Source organism: Streptomyces sp. NPDC087845, from assembly GCF_044742755.1.
In the GTDB taxonomy this organism is placed as follows: Bacteria; Actinomycetota; Actinomycetes; order Streptomycetales; family Streptomycetaceae; genus Streptomyces.
Genome location: NZ_JBIUVC010000002.1, coordinates 71,287 through 94,515 on the forward strand (window position 1 = coordinate 71,287; position 23,229 = coordinate 94,515).

At 70.1% G+C, this 23,229-nt stretch carries 17 protein-coding genes; 5 read left to right on the forward strand and 12 right to left on the reverse strand.

Going from position 1 to position 23,229, the window contains the following annotated elements; all coding sequences use genetic code 11:
* Window positions 1-130: 130 nt before the first annotated feature.
* From ACIOMQ_RS05850 to ACIOMQ_RS05860, 3 genes are all read right to left on the reverse strand, one after another.
* Complete coding sequence (locus ACIOMQ_RS05850) at window positions 131-2,593, reverse strand: sodium-translocating pyrophosphatase (protein ID WP_362193402.1); 2,463 nt, start codon at window positions 2,591-2,593, stop codon at window positions 131-133.
* 336 nt (window positions 2,594-2,929) lie between these two features.
* On the reverse strand, window positions 2,930-3,418 hold the full coding sequence (locus tag ACIOMQ_RS05855; protein ID WP_401262458.1) for an ATP-binding protein: 489 nt from the start codon (window positions 3,416-3,418) through the stop codon (window positions 2,930-2,932).
* A gap of 574 nt (window positions 3,419-3,992) precedes the next feature.
* Window positions 3,993-4,346, reverse strand: a complete 354-nt coding sequence (locus ACIOMQ_RS05860) for an STAS domain-containing protein (protein WP_003967428.1) — start codon at window positions 4,344-4,346, stop codon at window positions 3,993-3,995.
* Window positions 4,347-4,424: 78 nt separating this feature from the next.
* Between ACIOMQ_RS05860 and ACIOMQ_RS05865 the strand changes: the two genes are divergently transcribed.
* Window positions 4,425-6,962, forward strand: coding sequence for a DEAD/DEAH box helicase (locus tag ACIOMQ_RS05865; protein ID WP_362193396.1), 2,538 nt, complete (start codon window positions 4,425-4,427; stop codon window positions 6,960-6,962).
* Here the strand turns inward: ACIOMQ_RS05865 and ACIOMQ_RS05870 are convergent.
* The 7 genes from ACIOMQ_RS05870 to ssd all read right to left on the reverse strand — a co-directional run bounded on the left by ACIOMQ_RS05870 (window position 6,844) and on the right by ssd (window position 11,998).
* Window positions 6,844-7,245, reverse strand: a complete 402-nt coding sequence (locus ACIOMQ_RS05870; protein ID WP_362193761.1) for an Rv3654c family TadE-like protein — start codon at window positions 7,243-7,245, stop codon at window positions 6,844-6,846. The two genes, ACIOMQ_RS05865 and ACIOMQ_RS05870, sit on opposite strands and share 119 nt — an antisense overlap.
* A gap of 212 nt (window positions 7,246-7,457) precedes the next feature.
* The gene (locus tag ACIOMQ_RS05875; protein WP_401262457.1) at window positions 7,458-7,868 is read right to left on the reverse strand and encodes a TadE family type IV pilus minor pilin; all 411 of its coding nucleotides are present in this window, start codon (window positions 7,866-7,868) and stop codon (window positions 7,458-7,460) included.
* Window positions 7,855-8,055 carry a DUF4244 domain-containing protein gene (locus tag ACIOMQ_RS05880; protein WP_362193390.1) on the reverse strand — a complete coding sequence of 67 codons (201 nt, stop codon included), beginning with the start codon at window positions 8,053-8,055 and terminating at the stop codon, window positions 7,855-7,857. The genes ACIOMQ_RS05875 and ACIOMQ_RS05880 overlap by 14 nt, the downstream gene beginning before the upstream one ends.
* A gap of 58 nt (window positions 8,056-8,113) precedes the next feature.
* Window positions 8,114-8,917: a type II secretion system F family protein gene (locus tag ACIOMQ_RS05885; protein WP_402188046.1), complete on the reverse strand. Its 804-nt coding sequence runs from the start codon at window positions 8,915-8,917 to the stop codon at window positions 8,114-8,116.
* The gene (locus ACIOMQ_RS05890) at window positions 8,914-9,795 is read right to left on the reverse strand and encodes a type II secretion system F family protein (RefSeq protein ID WP_401942440.1); all 882 of its coding nucleotides are present in this window, start codon (window positions 9,793-9,795) and stop codon (window positions 8,914-8,916) included. Before ACIOMQ_RS05890 ends, ACIOMQ_RS05885 begins: the two co-directional genes overlap by 4 nt.
* Window positions 9,792-10,940 carry a TadA family conjugal transfer-associated ATPase gene (locus ACIOMQ_RS05895; protein WP_401262448.1) on the reverse strand — a complete coding sequence of 383 codons (1,149 nt, stop codon included), beginning with the start codon at window positions 10,938-10,940 and terminating at the stop codon, window positions 9,792-9,794. Before ACIOMQ_RS05895 ends, ACIOMQ_RS05890 begins: the two co-directional genes overlap by 4 nt.
* Entirely contained in the window at window positions 10,937-11,998 is a 1,062-nt protein-coding gene (ssd, locus tag ACIOMQ_RS05900) for a septum site-determining protein Ssd (protein WP_362193755.1), read from the reverse strand. The genes ACIOMQ_RS05895 and ssd overlap by 4 nt, the downstream gene beginning before the upstream one ends.
* A gap of 566 nt (window positions 11,999-12,564) precedes the next feature.
* Here ssd and ACIOMQ_RS05905 point away from each other — a divergent pair.
* On the forward strand, window positions 12,565-13,404 hold the full coding sequence (locus ACIOMQ_RS05905; RefSeq protein ID WP_401757265.1) for an HAD family hydrolase: 840 nt from the start codon (window positions 12,565-12,567) through the stop codon (window positions 13,402-13,404).
* 574 nt (window positions 13,405-13,978) lie between these two features.
* Here the strand turns inward: ACIOMQ_RS05905 and ACIOMQ_RS05910 are convergent.
* Complete coding sequence (locus ACIOMQ_RS05910) at window positions 13,979-14,803, reverse strand: oxidoreductase (RefSeq protein WP_402188048.1); 825 nt, start codon at window positions 14,801-14,803, stop codon at window positions 13,979-13,981.
* 102 nt (window positions 14,804-14,905) lie between these two features.
* Between ACIOMQ_RS05910 and ACIOMQ_RS05915 the strand changes: the two genes are divergently transcribed.
* Complete coding sequence (locus ACIOMQ_RS05915; protein WP_402188050.1) at window positions 14,906-15,901, forward strand: ATP-binding protein; 996 nt, start codon at window positions 14,906-14,908, stop codon at window positions 15,899-15,901.
* A 268-nt stretch (window positions 15,902-16,169) separates the two neighbouring features.
* On the opposite strand, the gene ACIOMQ_RS05920 is transcribed toward ACIOMQ_RS05915, so the two are convergent.
* Window positions 16,170-17,603, reverse strand: coding sequence for a hypothetical protein (locus ACIOMQ_RS05920; RefSeq protein WP_402188052.1), 1,434 nt, complete (start codon window positions 17,601-17,603; stop codon window positions 16,170-16,172).
* A gap of 286 nt (window positions 17,604-17,889) precedes the next feature.
* On the opposite strand from ACIOMQ_RS05920, the gene ACIOMQ_RS05925 reads away from it, so the two are divergent.
* Both ACIOMQ_RS05925 and acs read left to right on the forward strand, forming a co-directional pair.
* A complete protein-coding gene (locus ACIOMQ_RS05925; protein ID WP_402188054.1) occupies window positions 17,890-20,913 on the forward strand; it encodes a SulP family inorganic anion transporter in 3,024 nt (1,007 codons plus the stop codon).
* A gap of 263 nt (window positions 20,914-21,176) precedes the next feature.
* The gene (gene acs, locus ACIOMQ_RS05930) at window positions 21,177-23,132 is read left to right on the forward strand and encodes an acetate--CoA ligase (RefSeq protein ID WP_401942431.1); all 1,956 of its coding nucleotides are present in this window, start codon (window positions 21,177-21,179) and stop codon (window positions 23,130-23,132) included.
* The last annotated feature ends 97 nt before the right edge of the window (window positions 23,133-23,229 follow it).

Genomic DNA, 23,229 nt, shown 5'->3' on the forward strand with positions numbered 1-23,229 from the left:
CACCGGACGGAGCACCGGGCGGACGACACATCAGAGTGCGTCGCCCGCCCGGCTGTTGGACGAGGACGGCTACGTACCACCGCCCTCCTTCCGCCTCTCCGGCCTACTGCCGGCCCTTCCCGTCACCGCTTCACGAAACGGCCGCCTCACCGGGCGACTCGGCGGGCCTGCCACCGTCACCGGCCTCTCCACCGGCTCCGCCACCCGGCCCCTCCTCGTCCCCCACGGCGACTCCGCGCCGTTTGGAGACGTAGACGGCGCCGATGATGACGGCGATGGCGAGCACCGCGACCACCGCCCGCACACCGGCGCTCGCGTCCTGCCCGTAGCTGAACTGCACCACCGCCGGGGCGATGAGCAGCGCGACCAGGTTCATCACCTTGAGCAGGGGGTTGATCGCCGGTCCCGCCGTGTCCTTGAACGGGTCGCCGACCGTGTCACCGATGACGGTCGCGGCATGGGCCTCGCTGCCCTTGCCGCCGTAGTGGCCGTCCTCGACGAGCTTCTTGGCGTTGTCCCACGCACCACCGGAGTTGGCGAGGAAGACCGCCATCAGCGTGCCGGTACCGATGGCGCCCGCGAGATACGAACCGAGCGCCCCGACGCCGAACGTGAACCCGACGGCGATCGGCGCCAGGACGGCGAGCAGGCCGGGCGTGGCGAGTTCGCGCAGGGCGTCCTTGGTGCAGATGTCGACGACGCGCCCGTACTCCGGCTTCTCGCTGTAGTCCATGATCCCGGGGTGCTCGCTGAACTGTCGCCGCACCTCGTAGACCACGGATCCGGCGGACCGGGAGACCGCGTTGATCGCGAGCCCGGAGAAGAGGAAGACGACCGCGGCGCCGAAGATCAGGCCCACCAGGTTGTTGGGCTGCGAGATGTCCAGGCTGAGTGTCATCTCCCCGGCCCTGGCCCCCACGTCGCCGACAGCGGTGGCGATCGCGTCGCGGTACGAGCCGAAGAGCGCCGATGCCGCCAGTACGGCGGTGGCGATGGCGATGCCCTTGGTGATGGCCTTGGTGGTGTTGCCGACGGCGTCCAGGTCGGTGAGGACCTGAGCACCGGCACCGGTGACGTCGCCGGACATCTCCGCGATGCCCTGCGCGTTGTCGGAGACCGGGCCGAATGTGTCCATGGCGACGATGACACCGACGGTGGTGAGCAGCCCGGTCCCCGCCAGGGCCACCGCGAAGAGCGCCAGCATGATCGACGTCCCGCCGAGCAGGAACGCCCCGTAGACGGCCAGACCGATCAGCAGCGCCGTGTAGACGGCGGACTCCAGACCGATGGAGATACCGGCGAGTACGACGGTGGCCGGGCCGGTCAGCGAGGACTTGCCGATGTCCCTGACGGGGCGTCGGCCGGTCTCGGTGAAGTAGCCGGTCAGCTGCTGGATGAGCGCCGCCAGCACGATGCCGATGGCGACGGCGACCAGGGCGAAGACCCGCGGGTTGCCGCCGTGCGAGGTGATGGCGCTGTCGGTGACACCGTCCAGATCCGCGTACGAGGACGGCAGGAAGACGAAGACGCCCACGGCCACCAGGACGAGCGAGATCACCGCGGAGATGAAGAATCCGCGGTTGATGGCGGTCATGCCACTGCGGTCGGCGCGCCTCGGGGCGACCGCGAAGATCCCGATCATCGCGGTGACCACGCCGATCGCCGGAACGATCAGCGGGAAGGCCAGCCCGGCATCGCCGAAGGCGGCCGTGCCGAGGATGAGCGCGGCAACGAGCGTCACGGCGTACGACTCGAAGAGGTCGGCGGCCATGCCCGCGCAGTCGCCGACGTTGTCGCCCACGTTGTCGGCGATGGTGGCGGCGTTGCGCGGGTCGTCCTCCGGGATGCCCTGCTCCACCTTGCCGACGAGGTCGGCACCGACGTCCGCGGCCTTGGTGAAGATACCGCCGCCGACCCTCATGAACATGGCGATCAGCGCGGCCCCGAGGCCGAAGCCCTCCAGCACCTTCGGAGCGTCGGCGGCATAGGCGAGGACGACACAGGAGGCCCCGAGCAGGCCGAGCCCCACTGTGATCATGCCGACCACGCCACCCGTGCGAAAAGCGATCTTCATCGCCTTGTGCGAAACGGCGGTGAGATCTTTTTCGTGTTCGCCTTCCGCCGGAGTCGCTTCGCGCGCGGCGGCGGCCACACGGACATTGCTGCGTACGGCGAGCCGCATCCCGATGTACCCGGTGGTCGCCGAGAAAATCGCTCCCACCAGGAAGAACAAAGAACGGCCCGCGCGCTGCGACCAGTTGTCGGCCGGAAGCAGCAGAAGCAGGAAGAACACCACGACGGCAAAGATGCCGACGGTGCGCAACTGCCGGGCCAGATAGGCGTTCGCGCCTTCCTGGACGGCGGCCGCGATCTCCTTCATGCGGTCAGTGCCCTCACCGGCCGCCAGCACCTGACGCACCAGCAACCGGGCGACGACCAGCGCGGCGACGGCAATGACCGCGACGGCGGCCACGATGACGCGATTGTCATCGGTGAGCACCGCGGCCGCGAGAGATACGGGTCGGCCGGAAGGTGCGGAAAGTGCGGAATCTTGCGTCAGTCCTGCCAGTGGGGTGTTGAAGAACTCCGCCATACGTCCTCCTTGACGCTCAGCGCTCAAGACGTGGACGGATTGTAAGGAGCGGAAGCCGATCAAAACAGTGCGCGGTAAATGTAATTGACCTTCACGGGTGCATCGGTAAATGATCGCAGCCATGGATCGACCCGAATACAGTAATGGGGCAGACACATTTTCCGTAGATCAATGATCACACAGAAATGAAAAAAGGCCCTGCTCAGCAGGGCCCAAAAGACGGATCAAGAAATTGGTCGGGGACGGGTCGCGGACGAGTCGGGGTGGGGTCGGGGACGGGTCGTCGGGGACCGAAGGAATCGGAACCGGCGGGCCGTTCGTGACGCCCGCGGCGCCTCAGGGCAGCACGGTCACGGGCGTCTTCGGCCAGCTCATGCGGATCACTCCACCGTTGGCTCCCGATCTGACTTCCACATCGTCGACGAGGCCGCTGATGACCGCGAGACCCATCTCGTCCTCGCCGTCGGCGTCGGCCTCGGAACCCGGCCCATCGAGCCCCACCCCGGGCGTGGCGCCGCGTGTCGCGGAGGCTCCGGCGGACTCGCCGGGAACGGGTTCGGGTTCGGCACCCGGTCCGGGCACCTCGTCGCCGACCTCGATGGAGAAGGACTTCTCCTCCTCGATCAGGACGACCGAGACGGGAGCGGCGATGCCATGACTGCGGTGCAGCCCGACCGCGCGGCTGCAGGCTTCACCGACGGCGAGTCTGACCTCGTCGAGCACGGCTTCATCGACCCCGGCCCGGCGCGCCACGGCGGCTGCCACGAGGCGGGCCGTCCTGACGTGTTCGGGTTGGGCGCTGAAGCGGAGTTCAACGGTGGCCATGCGATCCCCCTCAGACGTACGGGTGTGCATCCCAGGGACCCCGGGCACGCTGCCCGGCACCCCGGCTCTTCATTCCGGTCCTCTTCGGTTTTCTCCGGCCTTCATTCGGCCTTCATCCGGACCGTTCCCGAACCTTCATCCGGACTGTTCCCGAACTTCTTCCGAACTTCTTCCGGAACCGACGAACCCGCCGACCGGCCGATCCGGTCGTCGACCGCCGGGCAATCGGCCCACTGACGTCCGTCCACCGACCGGAAGACGGACTCCGCCGGGCGGACGGGCCATTCCCGGACGCCCGAACGGGCGACGGCCGACCGGCAGGCGAACGATCGGCGGACAACCTGCTGTCCACTGACCCACCGGCCCACCGGACGCCGCTCACCGGCAACCGACCGAACACCGATCAGCTGCCCGGCAACCGGAACGCCGACCGCCCGGCTTCCCGACCGCCGACACCGACTGCCCGGCCGACTGCCTGACTGCGGCAACCGGCCGCTCGGGCCCACCTGCGTCGTACCGGCCACCGGTCACGGCCGCCGGCGCACCGGCCACTGGCCGGACCGTGGCCCAGCCGTCAGTCGGTGGCCGCCACGGCCTCGTCGACCGTGGTGTGAATCGGGAACACCTTGGTCAGACCAGTGATCCGGAAGATCTTGAGAATGCGCTCCTGGTTGCAGACCAGGCGCAGCGAGCCCTCGTGCGCCCGGACACGCTTCAGGCCGCCCACGAGCACGCCGAGGCCGGTGGAGTCGAGGAAGTCGACGCCTTCCATGTCGACAACCAGGTGGTAGCTGCCGTCATTCACCAACTCGACCAACTGCTCGCGCAGCTTGGGCGCGGTATACACATCAATCTCGCCACCGACCTCGACGACCGTACGGTCGCCACCAGGGCCGGACACATTGCGAGTCGACAAGGACAGGTCCACGGATCCTCCAGCACCTTGCTATCGAGCGGTCGCCCCTCGGTCTCCCCGGCGGAGCCGGGGGACGGATCGCCAGCCGCGATGGCATTCAATCACTTACGAGCAGCCATGCACGACGCCTTGGGACCATTGTCCGTCACGCCAGTGACACACTCGGTGCCGATGGCCAAGAATCACCGCCCCAGTCGACCAGCCGAGAACAGGGACTCCCGCCCCTCTCCCGCCATGGTCCTCGACCGGCTCGCCGCAGTGGCGGGCCGGTCCGCGCGCATCACTCATACGGAGCACTTGCCCCCGCGTGCGGGCACCCATGCCATCTGGCCCGATCGCATCCGGCCAGAAGTGATCGCCGCGATCCAGAAGGCCGGAATCGACCACCCGTGGGCGCACCAGGCGGCCGCCGCCGAGCATGCCCTGGACGGCGAATCCGTGATCATCGCCACGGGCACGGCGTCCGGCAAGTCGCTCGCCTACCTCGCCCCGGTGCTCACCGCCCTGCTCGACGGCTCCGAGGCCCCGAACGGCCGTGGCGCGACCGCCCTGTATCTCGCCCCCACCAAGGCCCTGGCCGCCGATCAGAGGCGTGCGGTGAAGGAACTCGCGGCACCGCTCGGCAACGCCGTCAGACCCGCGGTCTACGACGGCGACACTCCCGTCGAGGAACGCGAATGGGTACGCCAGTACGCCAACTACGTCCTGACCAACCCCGACATGCTGCACCGCGGGATACTCCCGTCCCACCCCCGCTGGTCCTCCTTCCTGCGCGCCCTGCGCTATGTCGTCATCGACGAGTGCCACACCTACCGGGGTGTCTTCGGCTCCCACGTCGCCCAGGTGGTGCGCCGGCTGCGCCGCCTCTGCGCCCGATACGGGGCGCACCCGGTCTTCCTCCTCGCCTCGGCCACCGCAGCGGAGCCGTCCGTCGCGGCGGGCCGCCTCACCGGTCTCCCGGTCCAGGAGGTCACCGACGACGCCTCGCCCCGCGGAGAACTGGTCTTCGCCCTGTGGGAGCCGCCCCTGACCGAGCTGCACGGCGAGAAGGGAGCGCCCGTCCGCCGCACCGCCACCGCCGAGACCGCCGACCTCCTCACCGATCTGACCGTCCAGGGCGTCCGCTCGGTCGCCTTCGTGCGCTCCCGGCGCGGCGCCGAGTTGATCTCCGTCATCGCCAAGGAACGCCTCGCCGAGGTGGACCGCTCCCTGCCCGCCCGGGTCGCCGCCTACCGCGGGGGTTATCTCCCCGAGGAGCGCCGCGCCCTGGAGCGCGCCCTGCACTCCGGTCGGCTGCTCGGGCTGGCCGCCACCACCGCCCTCGAACTCGGCGTCGACGTGTCCGGCCTGGACGCCGTCGTCATCGCGGGCTACCCCGGCACCAGGGCGTCGCTGTGGCAGCAGGCGGGCCGCGCCGGACGCTCCGGCCGGGGCGCCCTGGCCATCCTGGTCGCCCGCGACGACCCGCTGGACACCTTCCTCGTCCACCATCCCGAGGCGCTGTTCCAGCAGCCCGTGGAGTCGACGGTCCTCGACCCGGACAACCCGTACGTCCTCGCTCCGCACCTGTGCGCCGCCGCTGCTGAGCTGCCACTCACCGAACCCGATCTGGAGCTCTTCGGTCCGGCCGTGGCCGAACTGCTGCCCCAGCTGGAGGCCGCGAAGCTGCTGCGCAGACGGGCGTCCGGCTGGCACTGGACCCGCCGGGAGCGCGCCGCCGATCTCACCGATATCCGGGGCGAGGGCGGCCGTCCGGTCCAGATCGTCGAGGAGGGCACCGGCCGGCTGCTGGGCACCGTCGACGAGGCCGCCTCCCACACCGCCGTCCATGAAGGCGCCGTCCACCTCCACCAGGGCCGCACCTATCTGGTCCGGAAGCTGGATCTGGAGGACTCGGTGGCCTTGGTCGAGGAGGCCAACCCGCCGTACTCGACAACCGCGCGCGACACCACCGCCATCGCCGTCCTGGAGACCGACACCGAGATCCCATGGGGTGACGGGCGTCTCTGCTACGGCTCCGTGGAAGTCACCAACCAGGTCGTCTCCTTCCTGCGTCGCAAACTGATCACCGGCGAGGTGCTCGGCGAGGCCAAGCTGGATCTGCCGCCCCGCACTCTGCGTACGCGCGCCGTGTGGTGGACGGTCACGCAGGACCAGCTCGACGCCGCCCGCATCAACCCGGAGATCCTGGGCGGCGCCCTGCACGCCGCCGAGCACGCGTCGATCGGGATGCTCCCGCTCTTCGCCACCTGCGACCGCTGGGACATCGGTGGCGTCTCCGTGCCGCTGCACCCGGACACCCTGCTGCCCACGGTCTTCGTGTACGACGGCCATCCGGGCGGTGCCGGATTCGCCGAGCGGGCCTTCCACACCGCCCGCACATGGCTGACCGCGACCCGCCAGGCCATCGCGTCCTGCGAATGCGAGGCGGGCTGCCCCTCCTGCATCCAGTCCCCCAAGTGCGGCAACGGCAACGATCCACTGCACAAACGCGGCGCCGTGCGTCTCCTCAGCGAACTCCTCCGATCCGCTCCGCCTGATCCCGAGGAGCCGAGCTCTCCGGAATCGTCGGAGGCGACGGCTCCGGAGAGCCGGGAGCGGCCGCCGGAGGGCCTGCCCGGGACCTGACCGCCGGTTCGTACGGCCCGAAACGCACTCGGGCCGTCACATCGGCGACCTCTCCGCGCACCGTGCACCGGACCACCACGGCTCCCTGTGCCGCGGCCACCTCCCCGGCCGCCCCGCACGCCTCCTGGGCCCCCTGCAGGGCCCGGTCGGCCGCGGCCAGAGCCGCCAGGTCCGCCGCGCCGCCGGCCCGGTGCCGAACGACCACCATCTGCCCGAGCGCCAGCACGACCGCGAACACCGCGCACAAGGTAGCCGTGGTCATCGCCACCCATACCGTCGCCAGCCCCCTGTCCCGGTCCGCGGGGCCCCGGCCCGAATCCCTGCCCCGGCCCCGCGCGTGGTTCCGGTTCCGCCCCCGGCCGTGGTTCCGGCTCCGATCCCGGCCATGGTTCCGACTCAGGCCGCGACCGCGATTCCGGCCGCGCCCGGGGCCACGGTCCCCACGCGGGGAGAGCCGCCCGGTCACAGCCCTCACGGCACCCCGTACCCTCCTGGTCATTCCGTCACCCCCACCGTGTCCTCGGCCAGTGCCGTCGCCTCCGCATGGAGCGTCAGGGCCAACGGGCCGAACCCGGGCGTCGGTGCCGCCACCCGTACCCTCCACAACCCCGCTGCCCGCTCCATCGTGATTTCGGCCCCGCCGGGTGCCGCCGAACGGGCGGCTTCCAGCGCCTGCGGCTGCGGTTCCGACCGGGCCGCCGCCCTCGCCCCGGCCCTGGCCGCGTCGACACACCGGATCTGGGCGGAGGCGGCCATCAGCGCCCAGACCAAGGCCAGGGCGAACACCGCCAGCACCGGAATCGCCATAGCCGCTTCCGCCGTCACCGCGCCCCGGTCCCCGCCCGCGCCCGCAGTCTCGGAACGGTGTCCGACGCACACCCCTGAACGTCTCCTAGAACTTCGCATCGAGTGCGTCCTTCAGCAGTGACTGCAGCGCGGACATGACCGGCTGGCTGGTCACCACCTTGTAGAGCACCGCCGCGAACGCGCAGGCCGCGATCGTCCCCACCGCATATTCGGACGTCGTCATTCCGTTGTCCGACCGGACTCGGCGCACCATTTTCCGCGCCCAGCCCCTGATTCGCTGCACCATTTCATCCCCCGCAAAATGCGTAATTAATACTGGGTAGATCCTTGTCAGTGCTTTTCTTTCAGCCGGCCTGGAGCAGGCCGGTCGCCAGCCCGATCACCACCGGCGCCACTCCGACCGCCAGGAATGCGGGCAGAAAGCAGAGCCCGACCGGCGCGGTGATCAGCACGCCTGCCCGCTGGGCGCGCGCCACGGACGCGCTCGCCCGCTCCGCCCGCATCGCCTCGGCCAGCCGGGCCACCGGCTCCGCCGCCGGGGCTCCGGTCGATCCCGCCCGGTCGAGGCAGCGGGACAGCCCACCGGCGCCCGGTATCTCCCCGAACCGCCCCCAGGCCACCGCGGGTTCACCACCGAGCCGGATCTCCGCCGCCGTCCGCGCCAGACGCAGGCCGACCGGTCCGCCCAGCGACTCCCCCACCGCCTCCGCCGCCTCCCGGGGCCCGGCTCCGGCCGAGATGCAGGCCGCCAGGAGATCGGCTGCCAGCGGGAGCTGGCGTACGGCCTCAGCCGTCTCCGCGGCATCCGCAACGCCGCCCCCCGGTTCGCGACCGCGCCGGGCCTGCTGCCACCGACGAACGCCGTACGCCCCCGCCAGCCCGGCCACGCACCCCGGCAGGCCACCGATCAGAACCACGCCCGTCGCCACAGCCCCCAGCGGCGCGATCCACTCCTTCGCCCTGGCGCCGGAAATCGCTGGTCCGCGCCGACGCTCTTGCGGGCAGATCGCCAGCAGCACCGCACCCCGCCGGCGTACCAACCGCTTTCTCCGCCGCCCTGCCAAGGCAAGAGCCGGATACAGGACCGTGCCCAGAACCGCCCACATCGCCACCACCAGGTGGGCGACTTCGCCGGTGACCCCGTTCACGCCGCCTCCCCCGCCCGTACGATCCGTCCGGCCCAGCAGAGCCCGGCCGCCTCCAGCAACCCGCCCGCCAGCAGGCAGACCAGTCCGGCCGGTGTGTGCAGCAACACCCTCAGCGGATCGGCGCCGAGCGCCGCCCCCAGCCCCAGGCCCAGCACCGGCAGCAGCGCCAGCACGGCCACCGTCGACCAGGCACCCGCCAGTTGGGCCCGCAACTCCTCCCGTCTGCGTCGCTCGTCCCGCAGCGCGCCCTCCAGGCGGTCCAGTCCCGCCGCGAGCCCTGCCCCGCCGTCCACCGCCACCCGCCAGCAGGCCGCCACCCCGGCCAGCCCGTCCAGACCCGGTTCCCGCGCCGCGTGTCCGAGCGCCCCCGGCACATCGCCACCGAACCGCGCCGCAGCGGACACACCGGCCTCCGCCGCCCCCATCACCCCGCTCCCGCGGACAGCGACGAGCAGCGCCTGCCCCGGCTCGTGCCCAGCACGCAGCTCACCCACGACGGCACCGCACAGCGCCACCACCCCGTCGGCCCGGCATTCCCGCTCCCGCGCCACGGCCCGTTTCCGCAGCCAACGCCGCACCAGCGGCACCGCGATCGCTCCGGCCAGTACCGGAAGCACGGACTCCCCCAGCAGGGCGACGACCAACGCCACCGGCAGACAGAGCCACTCCCGCCGCTCACGCAGCCACCTCTGGAACCACACCCGACTCCACTCCCAGCGCGCACGCAACGGCGACTCCACCACTCCGTCGGCGAACAGTCCCCGGACTCTCCGCCGCCCCTGGTCGTGCGCCACCACCAACCAGGCCGCCGCCGCGACGCACAGGACCGCCGCACACCTCGCGCCCGTCGACAGCCCCGCCGTCGCACCACCGCTCACAGCGCACCCCCGATCAGTGATTGCAGCCGCTCCCAACCCCGCTCCCGCACGAATCCGCCGGCGCCCCAGCGCAGCGCCGGCACGGTCACCACCAGCCCTGCCGCGTCCCGCTCCAGGACCTGCACCGCGGCGATCCGCCGCTGCCCGGCCCGGTCCCTCACGAGATGGACCACCACCGACAGCGCCGCCGCCAACTGGCTGTGAAGTGCCGTCCGGTCCAGCCCCGCCGCCGTGCCAAGCGCCTCGAGACGGGCCGGAACATGCTCGGCGGCATTGGCGTGGACCGTCCCGCAACCGCCCTCGTGTCCCGTGTTCAGCGCGGCCAGCAGTTCGGTGACCTCGGCGCCCCGCACCTCCCCGACCACGAGCCGGTCGGGCCGCATCCGCAGCGCCTGCCGCACCAGATCCCGAAGGGTCACCCGCCCCGCCCCCTCCTGGTTGGCGGGGCGTGACTCCAGGCGCACCACATGCGGATGGTCCGGCCGCAGCTCTGCCGAATCCTCGGCGAGCACGATTCGCTCACGCTCCCCGACCGCACCCAGCAGACTCGACAGAAGGGTCGTCTTTCCGGCCCCCGTCCCCCCACTGATCAGATACGAGACCCGGGCTTCCACCAGGGCCCGCAGCACCCGGTCACCGCCCGGTGGCACGGTCCCCGCCGCGACCAGCTCCGCCAGTGAGAAGGCCCTGGGCCGGACCACCCGCAGCGACAGACACGTCGAACCGACGGACACCGGCGGCAGCACGGCATGCATACGGGTGCCGTCCGGCAGCCGCGCATCCACCCACGGCCGGGCGTCGTCCAGCCGCCGTCCCGCCACGGCTGCCAGTCGCTGCGCCAGCCTGCGCACGGCGCCGGCATCCGGGAACGTCACCCCGGTGAGTTCGAGCCCGCCGCCCCGGTCCACCCACACCCGGTCCGGCGCACAGACCAGCACGTCCGTCACCGCGGGATCGGCGAGCAGCGGTTCCAGCACCCCGGTCCCGACCAGCTCGCCGCGCAACTCATCGGCCGCGCCGAGCACTTCGGCATCGCCGAGCAGCCGCCCCTGGGCACGCAGCGCGGCCGCGACCCCGGCCGGGGTCGGTGCAGCGCCGCTCTGCGCCAGCCGCTGCCGTACGGCATCGAGCAGCGTCTCGGTCATGACACACCCCCGGCCGCTCGTCCCCCCACGCCCTCCGAGGCGAGCGCCCGCTCCCAGAAAGCCGTGCAGAATCTGGCCAGTGGACCGCGCGCGCATCCGCCGGGCGGTGCCCCGCCGTCCTGGGCCGCCGACAACCCGGCGTCGAACGGGAGTTCACCGGCCAGCGGCAGCCCGAGCGCCTGCGCCACCCACCGCTCGTCGAGGCCCGCCGCGTACGGGCTTCGGGTCACCACCCGCAGGTCGTCCAGGACCATCCCGGCCGTCGACGCCACCCGTTTCGCCGCCGCGACCGCCCGGAGTTCCCCGGGGACCACCAACAGCCCGAGGTCCAGTTGCGCGAGTGCTTCCGCGACCGACTCGTCGACCCGGCGCGGCAGATCGACGACCACCACCCCGCCGAGCCTGCGCGCGGCGGCCAGCACAGCCTGCATGGCCTGCGGCGGGATCACCACCCATTCGTCACGGCCCCAGCTGAGCACCCGCAACCCGTGCAGTGCGGGCAGTGACTCCTCCAGCGCGCCTCCGCCGACCCGCCCTTTGGAATGGGCGAAATCCGGCCATCTCATCCCCTCTGCCCGTTCACCGCCGAGCAGCACGTCGATGCCCCCACCGAGCGGGTCGCCGTCGATCAGCATGGTCCGCCGCCCGGCCCTTGCCGCGGTCACCGCAAGGGCACAGGCGAGAGTGGACGCACCGGAGCCACCCCGTCCGCCGATCACCCCGACGGTGAGCGCCGGCCGTCCCACGCCTTCCGCCGCATTGGCGATCTGGTCGACGAGCCAGCCTTCCGAATCGGGCAGCCTCAGCACATATTCAGCCCCGATCTCCACGGCGCGGCGCCAGACGTCCGGGGCGTCCTGTTCCCGGCCGACGAGCATCACACCGCGCCTGCGCACCGCCCCGCGGCATCGCTGGGCGGCATCGTCCCCCACGAGAACCATCGGAGCCTGCTCCCAGCCGCCTCTACGTTCGGGCAGCGCGTGATGAACTTCCGGTTCCGCTCCAGCGGCTGCGCACAGCCGCAGCAGATCGTCGAGAAGTTCCACATCCTCGGTCACGATCAGCGGTCCACCCCGCCGCACTTCGGCGGTCGGCAGACGATCCCGTGCGCTGGATTCAGCCACGATCTCCGCCCCCTTCTCACTGCACGTTCATCGCGGTTCGCGATGATCTCGGAGCGTTCCGAGATCGGCGATTCCACATCCCGCGGACTTCGCGGCTGGAATCACCGTGCAGCGCTTCGGAAAATCGTGTGGATCTTGCTGAAAAACTGTGGACAACTCCACCGTTGTGAATAACTTGGTCACTCATACCGGCGACTTCCGGAGAGCAGCACTTCCGCTACGCACCGTGACGGGTCAAGCTGATGAGAGACGGTGCGAGAAACGGGCCGTCGCGGCCGAAATGGAGACAGAGTGCTTGATTCCGCACAGCAGAAACGCGTCCGGACATGCGACGACCCCCGCCGGGGGGGAGAGCGGGGGTCGTCCCCACGGCCGACTCGGGGGGGGAGGAGCCGGACCGGGTTAGCACGGTCGCGAACGATCCGTGACTTCCATGGTGTACCCGAGAGCCTTCTCAGGCAAACCCACGCGCCGGAGTTTACGCCGAATGGTGGGCCTCTATGCTCTGCCTTGTGGAAAACCGCTTCTTGCCGCGCACAGCAGCCTTCTTTGACCTGGACAAGACGGTCATTGCGAAGTCTTCGACGCTGACCTTCAGCAAGTCCTTCTACCAAGGCGGGCTGATCAACCGCCGCGCTGTACTGCGCACTGCGTACGCGCAGTTCGTGTTCCTTGCCGGGGGTGCAGATCACGACCAGATGGAGCGGATGCGGGAATATCTCTCCGCGCTCTGCAAGGGTTGGAACGTCCGGCACGTGAAGGAAATCGTCGCCGAGACCCTGCACGATCTGATCGACCCGATCATCTACGACGAAGCGGCAACGCTCATCGAGGAGCACCACACCGCCGGACGCGATGTGGTGATCGTCTCGACCTCGGGCGCCGAGGTCGTCGAACCGATCGGCGAGCTGCTCGGCGCCGACCGGGTCGTCGCCACCCGAATGGTCGTCGGCGACGACGGCTGCTTCACCGGCGAAGTGGAGTACTACGCGTACGGACCGACGAAGGCCGAGGCGATCAAGGAACTCGCGGTGTCGGAGGGGTACGACCTCTCGCGCTGCTACGCCTACAGCGATTCGGCGACCGATGTACCGATGCTGGAGTCCGTCGGACACCCGCACGCCGTGAATCCGGACCGCGCCCTGCGGCGCGAGGCGACTCTCCGCGAGTGGCCGATTCTCGTCTTCGACCGACCGGTCCGGCTCAAGCAGCGACTGCCCGCGTTCTCGCTGCCGCCGCGCCCCGCGTTGGTCGCGGCGGCAGCGGTTGGCGCGGCTGCCGTCACCGCGGGGCTCGTCTGGTACACCTCCCGCCGCCGCGCCACCACATCCTCCGCCTGACGCGCGAAGCCGGGGGCAACGATCCCGATACCCCGAGGCCCATCTCCTGGACCGATCAGCGGGACCGGGCAAGGCGACCGATCGCCCCAATTCACCGACTGAAACGAATTGTCCAACTCGCCCGTAATTGAACCTAAAAGTAAAGAAGTGTGGTCAGCACTACCGCTCACCCCGGCTCTGGAGTACAAAGGACTCAACGGCCCGCGAGACCAAGGACATCCGAGAGGATTACCTGAAACGCAGAGAAGGCCCCACGGACCGAGCATGAAAACCGAGCACCCACGCGACGTCGACCCGTCGATTACGGGCCAGCCGCACCAGGGAGCGGGCAAAGTCCCCGCCCTGATGGGCACATACCGAGGACGCATGGTAACTGGGTAGACATGCCAGCGGCGGTACCGAGAACGGTACCGCCGCAACCCTTTTATCGGGCCACGCAGTTGTTCCGGCGAAGTTACCCCGGAGTCCCCTCCGCTCCCGTGGCACCGCCGCGCCGGAGTCACGGTCCTGACGTTACGCAGTGAGGATCTTCAGCCTTCGCGCCCGACACCGCGCAGCCGCCCCCGTCACCTCGTTACGCGGCACCGCGCTGGAGCGCCTCGCACACCGCCGTCGATTCTCTGACGCCCAGCTCGACGGCACGCCCGCAGTGCGCGATCCAGGCCGCCATCCCCTCCGGCGTCCCCGCCAGATAGCCCTCGAACGCCGCGACGTAGGCCGCCCGCCCCTGCTCGGCATGGCCCACCTCGGCCGGACAGATCGATTTGGGGTCGAGCCCGCTCCCGATCAGCACGATCCGCTCGGCGGTCCGGGCAACGAGGCCGTTGTACGAACCGAAGGGCCGCAGGGCCAGCAGTTCACCGTGCACGACCGCCGCGGTCACCAACGCGGGCGCCGAAGTGCCCGAAAGGATCAACCCGGAGAGCCCTTCCAGCCGCCCGGCCATCTCGTCGGCGTCCGGCAGCGGTGCTTCGATCAGCGGTTCGTCCACGGATTCGCCTGCCAGCCGAGGCCGGCCGACAGCGTCCTCGGGTTCCGCGCCGCCGGCCGCGACCAGATGCAGTCGCGCCAGGACTCGCAAGGGCGACTGCCGCCAAATGGAGAGCAGTTGGCCCGCTTCGGCAGTCAGCCTCAGGGCCGCTCCGATCACATGCGCCTCACCACCACCGCTGAAGTCGGTGCGACGGCGCACCTCCTCCAGGTTCCAATCGGCCCCGGACAGGGCCGCCGAGCCACGGGCGCCTCGCAGTGCCGCTTCGGCGGTGACCTCGTTGCTGCGGCGCCGCATGACACGGTGACCGTAGACCCGGTCGACGGCCTTGCGTACGGAGTCCACCGCGTCGGCGACTCCGGGCAGGGCGCCCAGGGCGGCGAGCGGATCAGAGGCAGTCGTACTCATAAGTAGCGAGGCTACGCGCCCCCTGCACCGATACCACCCGGGAGTGGCCTTCTTCACGAAGTGCAACAGCAGAACGCGATCGCCCCGCTACCCTAGGTGAACATGAAGATCGCTTTCGTAGGGAAGGGCGGCAGCGGCAAGACCACGCTGTCCTCGCTCTTCATCCGCCACCTTGCCGCCAATGAAGCCCATGTCGTCGCGGTGGACGCCGACATCAACCAGCACCTCGGGGCCGCACTCGGCCTCGATGACCAGGAGGCTGCGGCACTCCCCGCCATGGGGGCCCAGCTGCCCCTGATCAAGGAGTATCTGCGCGGCAGCAATCCCCGTATCGCCTCCGTCGAAACGATGATCAAGACGACCCCACCGGGCGAGGGCTCGCGGCTGCTGCGGGTGCGTGAGGACAACCCGATCTATGACGCGTGCGCCCGCACAGTCCGGCTCGACGACGGGGAGATCCGTCTGATGGCCACCGGGCCGTTCACCGAGTCCGACCTGGGCGTGGCCTGCTACCACTCCAAGGTCGGCGCGGTCGAGCTCTGCCTCAATCATCTCGTCGACGGCCCCGACGACTATGTCGTCGTCGACATGACAGCGGGTTCGGACTCCTTCGCTTCCGGGATGTTCACCCGCTTCGACATGACGTTCCTGGTCGCCGAGCCGACCCGGAAGGGGGTCTCGGTCTACCGCCAGTACAAGGACTACGCACGGGACTTCGGGGTCGCACTGAAGGTCATCGGCAACAAGGTTCAGGCCGAGGACGACCTGGAGTTCCTGCGCGCCGAGGTGGGCGACGACCTGCTGGTCGCCGTCGGGCACTCCGACTGGGTACGGGCGATGGAGAAGGGCCGGCCCGCCCGCTTCGAGCTGTTGGAGGCGGACAACCGGATGGCTCTGCAGGCGCTGCAGAACGCAGCGGAGGATTCGTACGAGCAGCGGGACTGGGAGCGCTACACGCGACAGATGGTGCACTTCCATCTGAAGAACGCGGAGAGCTGGGGCAATGAGAAGACGGGTGCCGACCTGGCTGCCCAGGTCGATCCCGCCTTCGTGCTCGACGAGCGGTACGCGCAGGACGGCGCCGCTCAGCCTGCCTGATCAGCCGTCGGAGCCCGCCTGGTCAGCCGCTCAGCCTGTCTTGTCAGCCGGCTGAGCCCACCTGATCAGTCGACTCGACCCGCCTGATCGGTCGGCGCCCCAGCTGGAGGATGCACTCATTCCGCCGGGGCGCCGGGGCGCCTCAAGCGTCACCTCGCGGCGGCACGACCGATCCGCAGCCGAAAGACGCGCAGCGCGGCGGCCACGCAGCCGGCGGCCGCGCACAGCCGCCGGGGCGCGGCCATCGGGCACGCTCATCAGGCACCCCTCACCGAGCGCCGCTTTCGGGCCGACGACCGGCCCGATCTGCGTAGACCCCGGCGTGAGCCCAGCCGGTCCCCGATGTCCGATCCGCTTCCGTTTCCCCTTCGCCTCCCGTTTCCCCTTCGCCTCCCGTTTCCGCCCGACCGCCCCCGGCTTCGCCGAGGAACTCCGGCCAGCCCTTCGCCGGGGCCTGGCCGACGTCGAGCGTGCCGAGCTTCGCCAGCGTTGCGGGGTCCTGCGCATCGAGCCAGTCGGCCAGTTGCCGGAAGGACACGCACCGGACGCCCTTTTTGGTGCAGACCGTCGCGATGGTCTGCTCGACGGCGCGCATGTACGTGCCGCCGTTCCAGGACTCGAAGTGGTTCCCGATGATCAGCGGGGCACGGTTTCCGCCGTATGCGCGGTCGAAGGCCTGGATCAGGCCGTCGCGCATCTGATTGCCCCAGTACTCGTGTCGGTCCGGGTCGCCCTGTGTCGTACCGGACTGGTTGAACATGAAGTTGTAGTCCATCGAGAGAGTCTCGAAGTCTCGCCCGGGCACCGGAACGAGTTGCATCGAAAGGTCCCAGATGCCGTCCTTCTTCTTCGGCCAGACCTGGTTGTCGACTCCGCTGGAGTCGTAGCGGAAGCCCATCGTCCGTGCTGCGGCCACCATGTTCTTCCGCCCCTCCAGACAAGGGGTACGGCCGCCGACGAGCTCCGTGTCGTAGTCGAAGGGAAGCGGCTTCTCGTCCTTGAGGCCGGGGTCGTTGGTCTTCCAGCTCTTCACAAAGGACTTGGCCTGGCCGATCTCGCTCTTCCACTGGTCGACGGTCCAGGTGCCGACGCCGCCCTCAGGTCCGCAGAAGTGGCCGTTGAAGTGGGTGCCGATCTCGTCCCCGTCCTCCCATGCGCCGCGCACCTGGGCGATGGTGTTCCGAATTCCCTCGGTGTCGTTGAAGCCGATGTCGGAGCTGCCGGCGTTGTGCTTCGGTGGGTCGTAGAGCTCCCGTTTGGCTTCCGGCAGCATGTACACGCCGCTGAGGAAGTACGTCATGTTCGCGTGGTACTTCCTGCCCACCTCACGGAAGTGCGAGAACAGCCGCTGACCGTCCTCCCCGGCGCCGTCCCACGAGAACACCACGAACTGTGGGGGCTTCTGGCCAGGCGTCAGACGCTGCGCCACAGGCTGCTTCGGCTGGCTGCCGGTGAAGGCAGTGGAGCCATCACCGATGAGCCGGAACACGTTCTTGGGCGCGGCCCGATGGGCGCGCCTCTCCGCCCCGGCGTCCCGCTTCGCGGCGCCGGGTCCGGCAGCTCCGGCCCTTGGTTCCGGACCGGAGGAGCAGCCGGCCAACGCGGCGGTCAGCACAACGACCACGACGCCCAGGGCGATCCGTCCGACAGCGGCCCCCGTCGCGGCGCCCCTCGTCGTCGCCCTCATCGTGGCAGCCAGCATCCACCCACCCTCTTCCTTGCAGGTAACTTCGCGTCGAGGTGCCGACACGGCGCGGCCAAGGTCGCATGCAGCGCTGCCGGAATCAGCGCGACAGGCCGCCTGAAAAGCTGTCTATTCACTTGAATGGGTGATTGACTGGGCTATTTGACCTCAAGCCTGGACACAAATCTTTACTCTCCATTACGATCTGTTTACTGAGAGTTGAGAAATCCCGCCGCTGCACGCCGTGACCCACGGCCGCGTCCCCCACGTTCCGCGACCGCGCTGCCCCGGAGGAGTCGGGAAAATGCCTGCCTGTGCACCTACTCATCACGACCACCCATCCCGCAGTTCACACCCACCCCGCGCCTCGGGGATCAAGCGACCACACAGTCCGCCGCCGCGCAGCGGACGATTCCGCATCGCGGGCGCCGACCTGTCCGCATCGATCACGGTCTTCCTACTGGCCGTCCCCATGTCGCTCGGCCTGGCCGTCGCCATGGACGCCCCGTTGGAGGCCGGCCTCGTCTCCGCCGCTGTCGGCGGCATCGTCGCCGGACTGCTCGGCGGCACACCCCTCCAGGTCAGCGGCCCGTCCGCTGGACTGACCGTGGTCACAGCCGAGTTGATCCAGGTCTACGGCTGGCGTACCACCTGTGCCATCACCATCGGCGCCGGGCTGCTGCAAATCCTGCTGGGCTCACTGCGGGCGGCGCGCAGCGCCCTCGCCGTCAGCCCCGCCATCGTGCACGGCACCCTCGCCGGAATCGGCGTGGCCATCGCACTCGCCCAACTGCACATCGTGCTCGGCGGCTCGCCCCAGAGCTCAGCGGTAGCCAACACTCTTGCTCTTCCCGACCAGTTGGAGCGAGTGAGCCCGGCCGCCCCGCTGATCGGCGTACTGACCATCGCCGTCCTGGTCCTCTGGCCACGAATTCCCGGTCGGATCGGCCGGGTGGTACGGCGGGTTCCGGCCGCCCTCGCCGCAGTGGTGACAGCGACGGCCATGGCCGCGACCGCCGCGCCCGGGATCGCCCGGGTCGATCTGCCGTCCTGGCGCTCGCACGCACTGCCGGAGATGCCGCACGGCCCCGTACTCGCCCTGGCCACCGCCGTGTTCACGGTGATGCTGGTGGCCAGTCTGGAGTCGCTGCTCGCCGCGGTGGCCGTGGACAAGCTGTCGGCCGACCGTGCCGGCGAACGAACCGCCACCCGGTCACGGGTCGGCTTGCCTTCCACATCCGCATCCACGTCCACGCCGATGTCCACGTTCACGCCCGTGTCCATGCCCATGTCCATGTCTGCACCGGCACCGGCACCGGCACCGGCACCAACGTCGGGTTCGGGTTCAGCATCGCCGTCGGCCCTGCCGCCGGCATCCCCGTCAGACCCACCGAACCTGCCCGCCACACCCAACACACCCGCCGCGCCCGCCTCTGGCGCCGTGGCTGCCCCACCGCCCCCGTCTCCCCCGTCCGCCAGACGTTCCGATCTCGACCGTGAGCTGCGTGCCCAGGGCATCGCCAACGCCCTGTCCGGGCTGGTGGGCGGGCTGGCGGTGTCCGGCGGTGCGGTGCGGAGCTCGGCAAATGTACGGGCGGGAGCAACGAGCCGCGCCTCCACCGTGCTGCACGGCGTCTGGATGGTTCTGGCCGCCGGGCTGCTGGTCAGCGTGCTGGAGTGGATCCCGCTGGCCGCGCTCGCCGCGCTGGTCATGATGGTCGGCATCCAGATGGTGAGCTTCGCCCACATCCGCAATGTCCACAAGCACCGAGAATTCCTGGTGTATGGGGCGACGATCACCGGCGTGGTCCTCTTCGGTGTGCTCAAGGGTGTGGCGATCGGCATCGCGGTGGCGGTGGCCGTCGCCCTGCATCGACTGGCCCGGACCAGGATCACGGTGACCGATCAGGGTGGACAGCGTCTGGTCACCGTGCGAGGACAGTTGACGTTCCTCGCGGTGCCTCGGCTCAGTCGGACGCTCGGCCAGTTGCCGCAGGGCGCCGATGTCGTCGTCGAGCTGGACGGCTTCTTCATGGATCATGCGGCGTACGAGACGATCCAGGACTGGAGCCTTGCACAGACGGCCCACGGCGGCCGGGTCGTCTTCACCGGCAGATCGGGCGGGCGGATCTCCGAACCCGCCTCGTCGGCACACTCTTGTTGCCGTCCCTGGACACCGTGGCGAAACCACCACTGCCATGACCAGCCGGAGCAGACACCCGAGACCCACCACGATCCCGGCGCCCCCTTCGGCGGACCCCGCCCCGGCACGGACGCCACACCGGACGACGCATCGAGCCCAACCCCCTGTGCCGAGAACGCCCACGGTTCCGACTCCGTCCCCGGCGTGGGCCCCGCCCCAGCCCCCGGCCCCGGCCCCGGAGCCCACAACGCCCCCGACCCGATCGGCCCGCCCGCCGCAACCCGGCGCCGGTCCGGCGGCAACCGCCTGGCCAGTGGCCTGAGTTCGTTCCAGCGCAACACCGCTCCACTGGTGCGCGAGGAGCTGGCCCGACTGGCCCGCGAGGGTCAGCGCCCCTCCCAGCTCTTCATCACCTGCGCCGACTCCCGCCTGGTCACCAGCATGATCACGGCGAGCGGCCCCGGTGACCTGTTCACCGTGCGGAACATCGGCAATCTGGTGCCCCCGCCGGACACCGAGTCGGGTGACGACTCGGTGGGCGCCGCGATCGAGTACGCGGTGGATGTGCTGAAGGTGGAGTCCATCACCGTCTGCGGGCACTCCGGCTGCGGCGCGATGCAGGCGCTGCTCGATGCCGAGCCGAACACAGGCGCTCCGCAGACGTCCCTGTGGCGCTGGCTGAGACACGGGCTGCCGAGCCTGGAGCGAATGGCGTCCCGGCATCACCCCTGGGCCCGGATCTCCGGCCGGCTGCCGACCGATGCGGTGGAGCAGCTCTGCCTCACCAATGTGGTCCAGCAGTTGGACCATCTGCGGGCCCATGAAGCGGTGGCGCAGCGGCTCGCCGAGGGCACGCTCCACCTGCACGGAATGTACTTCCACGTGGGCGAGGCCCAGGCATATCTGCTGACCGAGGGCGCAAGCGCCGGACTCGCGCTCGACGAGGTCTTCGACCGCGTGGACCCGGGCGACGCCCCAGCCCCGGCCGGCACCCCCACCCCCACCCCGGCCGGCACCCCCGCCCATGCCCTGGCGTCCGCCCGCCCCCCCGGCGATGCCGGCACCCCGGGAAGTACCACCGCCCCGGGCGAGCCCTCCGGTTCGGGCGGCCTCTCCGGTTCGGGCGAGCCCTCCGGCCTGGGCGGCCCCTACGGTTCGGGCGAGTGGGGGCGTACTGGGGTCTGAACCACATGCGCCCCCGGTCCGTGAGACCTTGTGGTCCCGCCTCCGCATCGCGCCGTGCCGCTGTGCGACGCACCGTGTCGCTCTGCTCCGCGTCGACCGGCACCGCGTCGCGTCGCAGCGCAGCGACCGCAACGTGGAGGTGGGACCGTGTCTCCATACCCGAGACACAGGTCTAAACCAATTCCGGGCAGGCACTTGTCACCCGGCCTCTGGCCTGATGAGCTATGCGCGGGACACAACGGACACCCGGAATGGGAGATGTCGTGAGCAACGAAAGCTTGGCCAATCTGCTTCGTGAGGAGCGGCGGTTCGCACCGCCTGCCGATCTGGCCGCGAACGCCAACGTCAAGGCGGAGGCGTACGAGCAGGCCGAGGCGGACCGGCTGGGCTTCTGGGCCGAGCAGGCCCGTCGCCTGACCTGGGCCACGGAGCCGACCGAGACGCTCGACTGGAGCAACCCGCCCTTCGCGAAGTGGTTCGCGGACGGCAAGCTCAACGTCGCGTACAACTGCGTGGACCGCCATGTCGAGGCCGGCCATGGCGACCGGGTCGCCATCCACTTCGAGGGCGAGCCCGGCGACAGCCGCGCGATCACCTACGCCGATCTCAAGGACGAGGTCTCCCGCGCCGCGAACGCGCTCACCGAGCTCGGTGTCGGCAAGGGCGACCGGGTCGCCGTCTACCTGCCGATGATCCCCGAGGCCGCCATCGCGATGCTGGCCTGCGCCCGCATCGGCGCCGCGCACTCGGTGGTCTTCGGCGGCTTCTCCGCCGACGCCATCGCGGCCCGTATCCAGGACGCGGACGCCAAGGTCGTCATCACCGCCGACGGCGGCTACCGCCGGGGCAAGCCGTCCGCGCTCAAGCCCGCCGTGGACGACGCCGTCTCCCGTATCGACAGTGTCGAGCACGTCCTCGTGGTGCGGCGCACCGGCCAGGACACCGCATGGACCGAGGGGCGCGACGTCTGGTGGCACGAGATCACCGGCCGTCAGTCCGCCGAGCACACCCCCGAGGCGTTCGAGGCGGAGCAGCCGCTCTTCATCCTCTACACCTCCGGCACCACGGGTAAGCCGAAGGGCATCCTGCACACCTCCGGCGGCTACCTCACGCAGGCCGCGTACACCCACAACGCGGTCTTCGACCTCAAGCCGGAGACCGACGTCTTCTGGTGCACCGCCGACATCGGCTGGGTGACCGGCCACTCATACATCGTCTACGGCCCGCTGGCCAACGGCGCGACGCAGGTCATGTACGAGGGCACGCCCGACTCCCCGCACCAGGGCCGCTTCTGGGAGATCGTGCAGAAGTACGGCGTCACGATCCTCTACACCGCGCCGACCGCGATCCGCACGTTCATGAAGTGGGGTGACGACATCCCCGCCAAGTTCGACCTGAGCAGCCTTCGGGTCCTCGGTTCGGTCGGTGAGCCGATCAACCCCGAGGCGTGGATGTGGTACCGCAAGCACATCGGCGCCGACAAGTGCCCGATCGTGGACACCTGGTGGCAGACCGAGACCGGCGCGATGATGATCGCGCCGCTGCCGGGGGTGACGGAGACCAAGCCCGGCAGCGCCCAGCGCGCCCTGCCCGGCATCTGCGCCACAGTCGTGGACGACGAGGCCAACGAGGTTCCGAACGGCGGGGGCGGCTACCTCGTCCTCACGGAGCCGTGGCCGTCGATGCTCCGCACCATCTGGGGCGACGACCAGCGCTTCATCGACACCTACTGGTCGCGCTTCGAGGGCAAGTACTTCGCGGGCGACGGTGCCAAGAAGGACGAGGACGGCGACATCTGGCTGCTCGGCCGGGTCGACGACGTGATGCTCGTGTCCGGGCACAACATCTCGACCACCGAGGTCGAGTCGGCGCTCGTGTCGCACCCGTCGGTCGCCGAGGCCGCCGTGGTCGGTGCCGCCGACGAGACGACCGGCCAGGCCATCGTCGCGTTCGTGATACTGCGCGGTACGGCCGAGGCCTCCGACGAGCTCGTCGCGGAGCTGCGCAACCACGTCGGCACCACGCTCGGCCCGATCGCCAAGCCGAGGCGGATCCTGCCGGTCGCCGAGCTGCCGAAAACCCGCTCCGGCAAGATCATGCGGCGTCTGCTGCGTGATGTCGCCGAGAACCGCGAGCTGGGCGATGTCACGACCCTCACCGACTCCTCGGTGATGGACCTCATCCAGACCCAGCTGCCGTCCTCCTCCTCCGAGGACTGACCGCGGCAGGACCGACCACAGCAGGGCTGTCCGCAGCGCGCACGTCCCCGAGGGGCATCCGGCAACGCGCCGGGTGTCCCTCGGCCGTTTATGGTGA

Bases quoted from the DNA above. Each gene is read 5' to 3' on its own strand.
- ACIOMQ_RS05850 (WP_362193402.1), bottom strand. From the start codon at position 2,593: ATGGCGGAGTTCTTCAACACCCCACTGGCAGGACTGACGCAAGATTCC.
- ACIOMQ_RS05880 (WP_362193390.1), bottom strand. From the start codon at position 8,055: ATGGTGCAGCGAATCAGGGGCTGGGCGCGGAAAATGGTGCGCCGAGTC.
- ACIOMQ_RS05875 (WP_401262457.1), bottom strand. From the start codon at position 7,868: ATGCGAAGTTCTAGGAGACGTTCAGGGGTGTGCGTCGGACACCGTTCC.
- ACIOMQ_RS05925 (WP_402188054.1), top strand. From the start codon at position 17,890: ATGCCTGCCTGTGCACCTACTCATCACGACCACCCATCCCGCAGTTCA.
- ACIOMQ_RS05865 (WP_362193396.1), top strand. From the start codon at position 4,425: ATGGCATTCAATCACTTACGAGCAGCCATGCACGACGCCTTGGGACCA.
- ACIOMQ_RS05895 (WP_401262448.1), bottom strand. From the start codon at position 10,940: ATGACCGAGACGCTGCTCGATGCCGTACGGCAGCGGCTGGCGCAGAGC.
- ACIOMQ_RS05910 (WP_402188048.1), bottom strand. From the start codon at position 14,803: ATGAGTACGACTGCCTCTGATCCGCTCGCCGCCCTGGGCGCCCTGCCC.
- ACIOMQ_RS05915 (WP_402188050.1), top strand. From the start codon at position 14,906: ATGAAGATCGCTTTCGTAGGGAAGGGCGGCAGCGGCAAGACCACGCTG.
- ACIOMQ_RS05905 (WP_401757265.1), top strand. From the start codon at position 12,565: ATGCTCTGCCTTGTGGAAAACCGCTTCTTGCCGCGCACAGCAGCCTTC.
- ACIOMQ_RS05920 (WP_402188052.1), bottom strand. From the start codon at position 17,603: ATGCTGGCTGCCACGATGAGGGCGACGACGAGGGGCGCCGCGACGGGG.
- ACIOMQ_RS05855 (WP_401262458.1), bottom strand. From the start codon at position 3,418: ATGGCCACCGTTGAACTCCGCTTCAGCGCCCAACCCGAACACGTCAGG.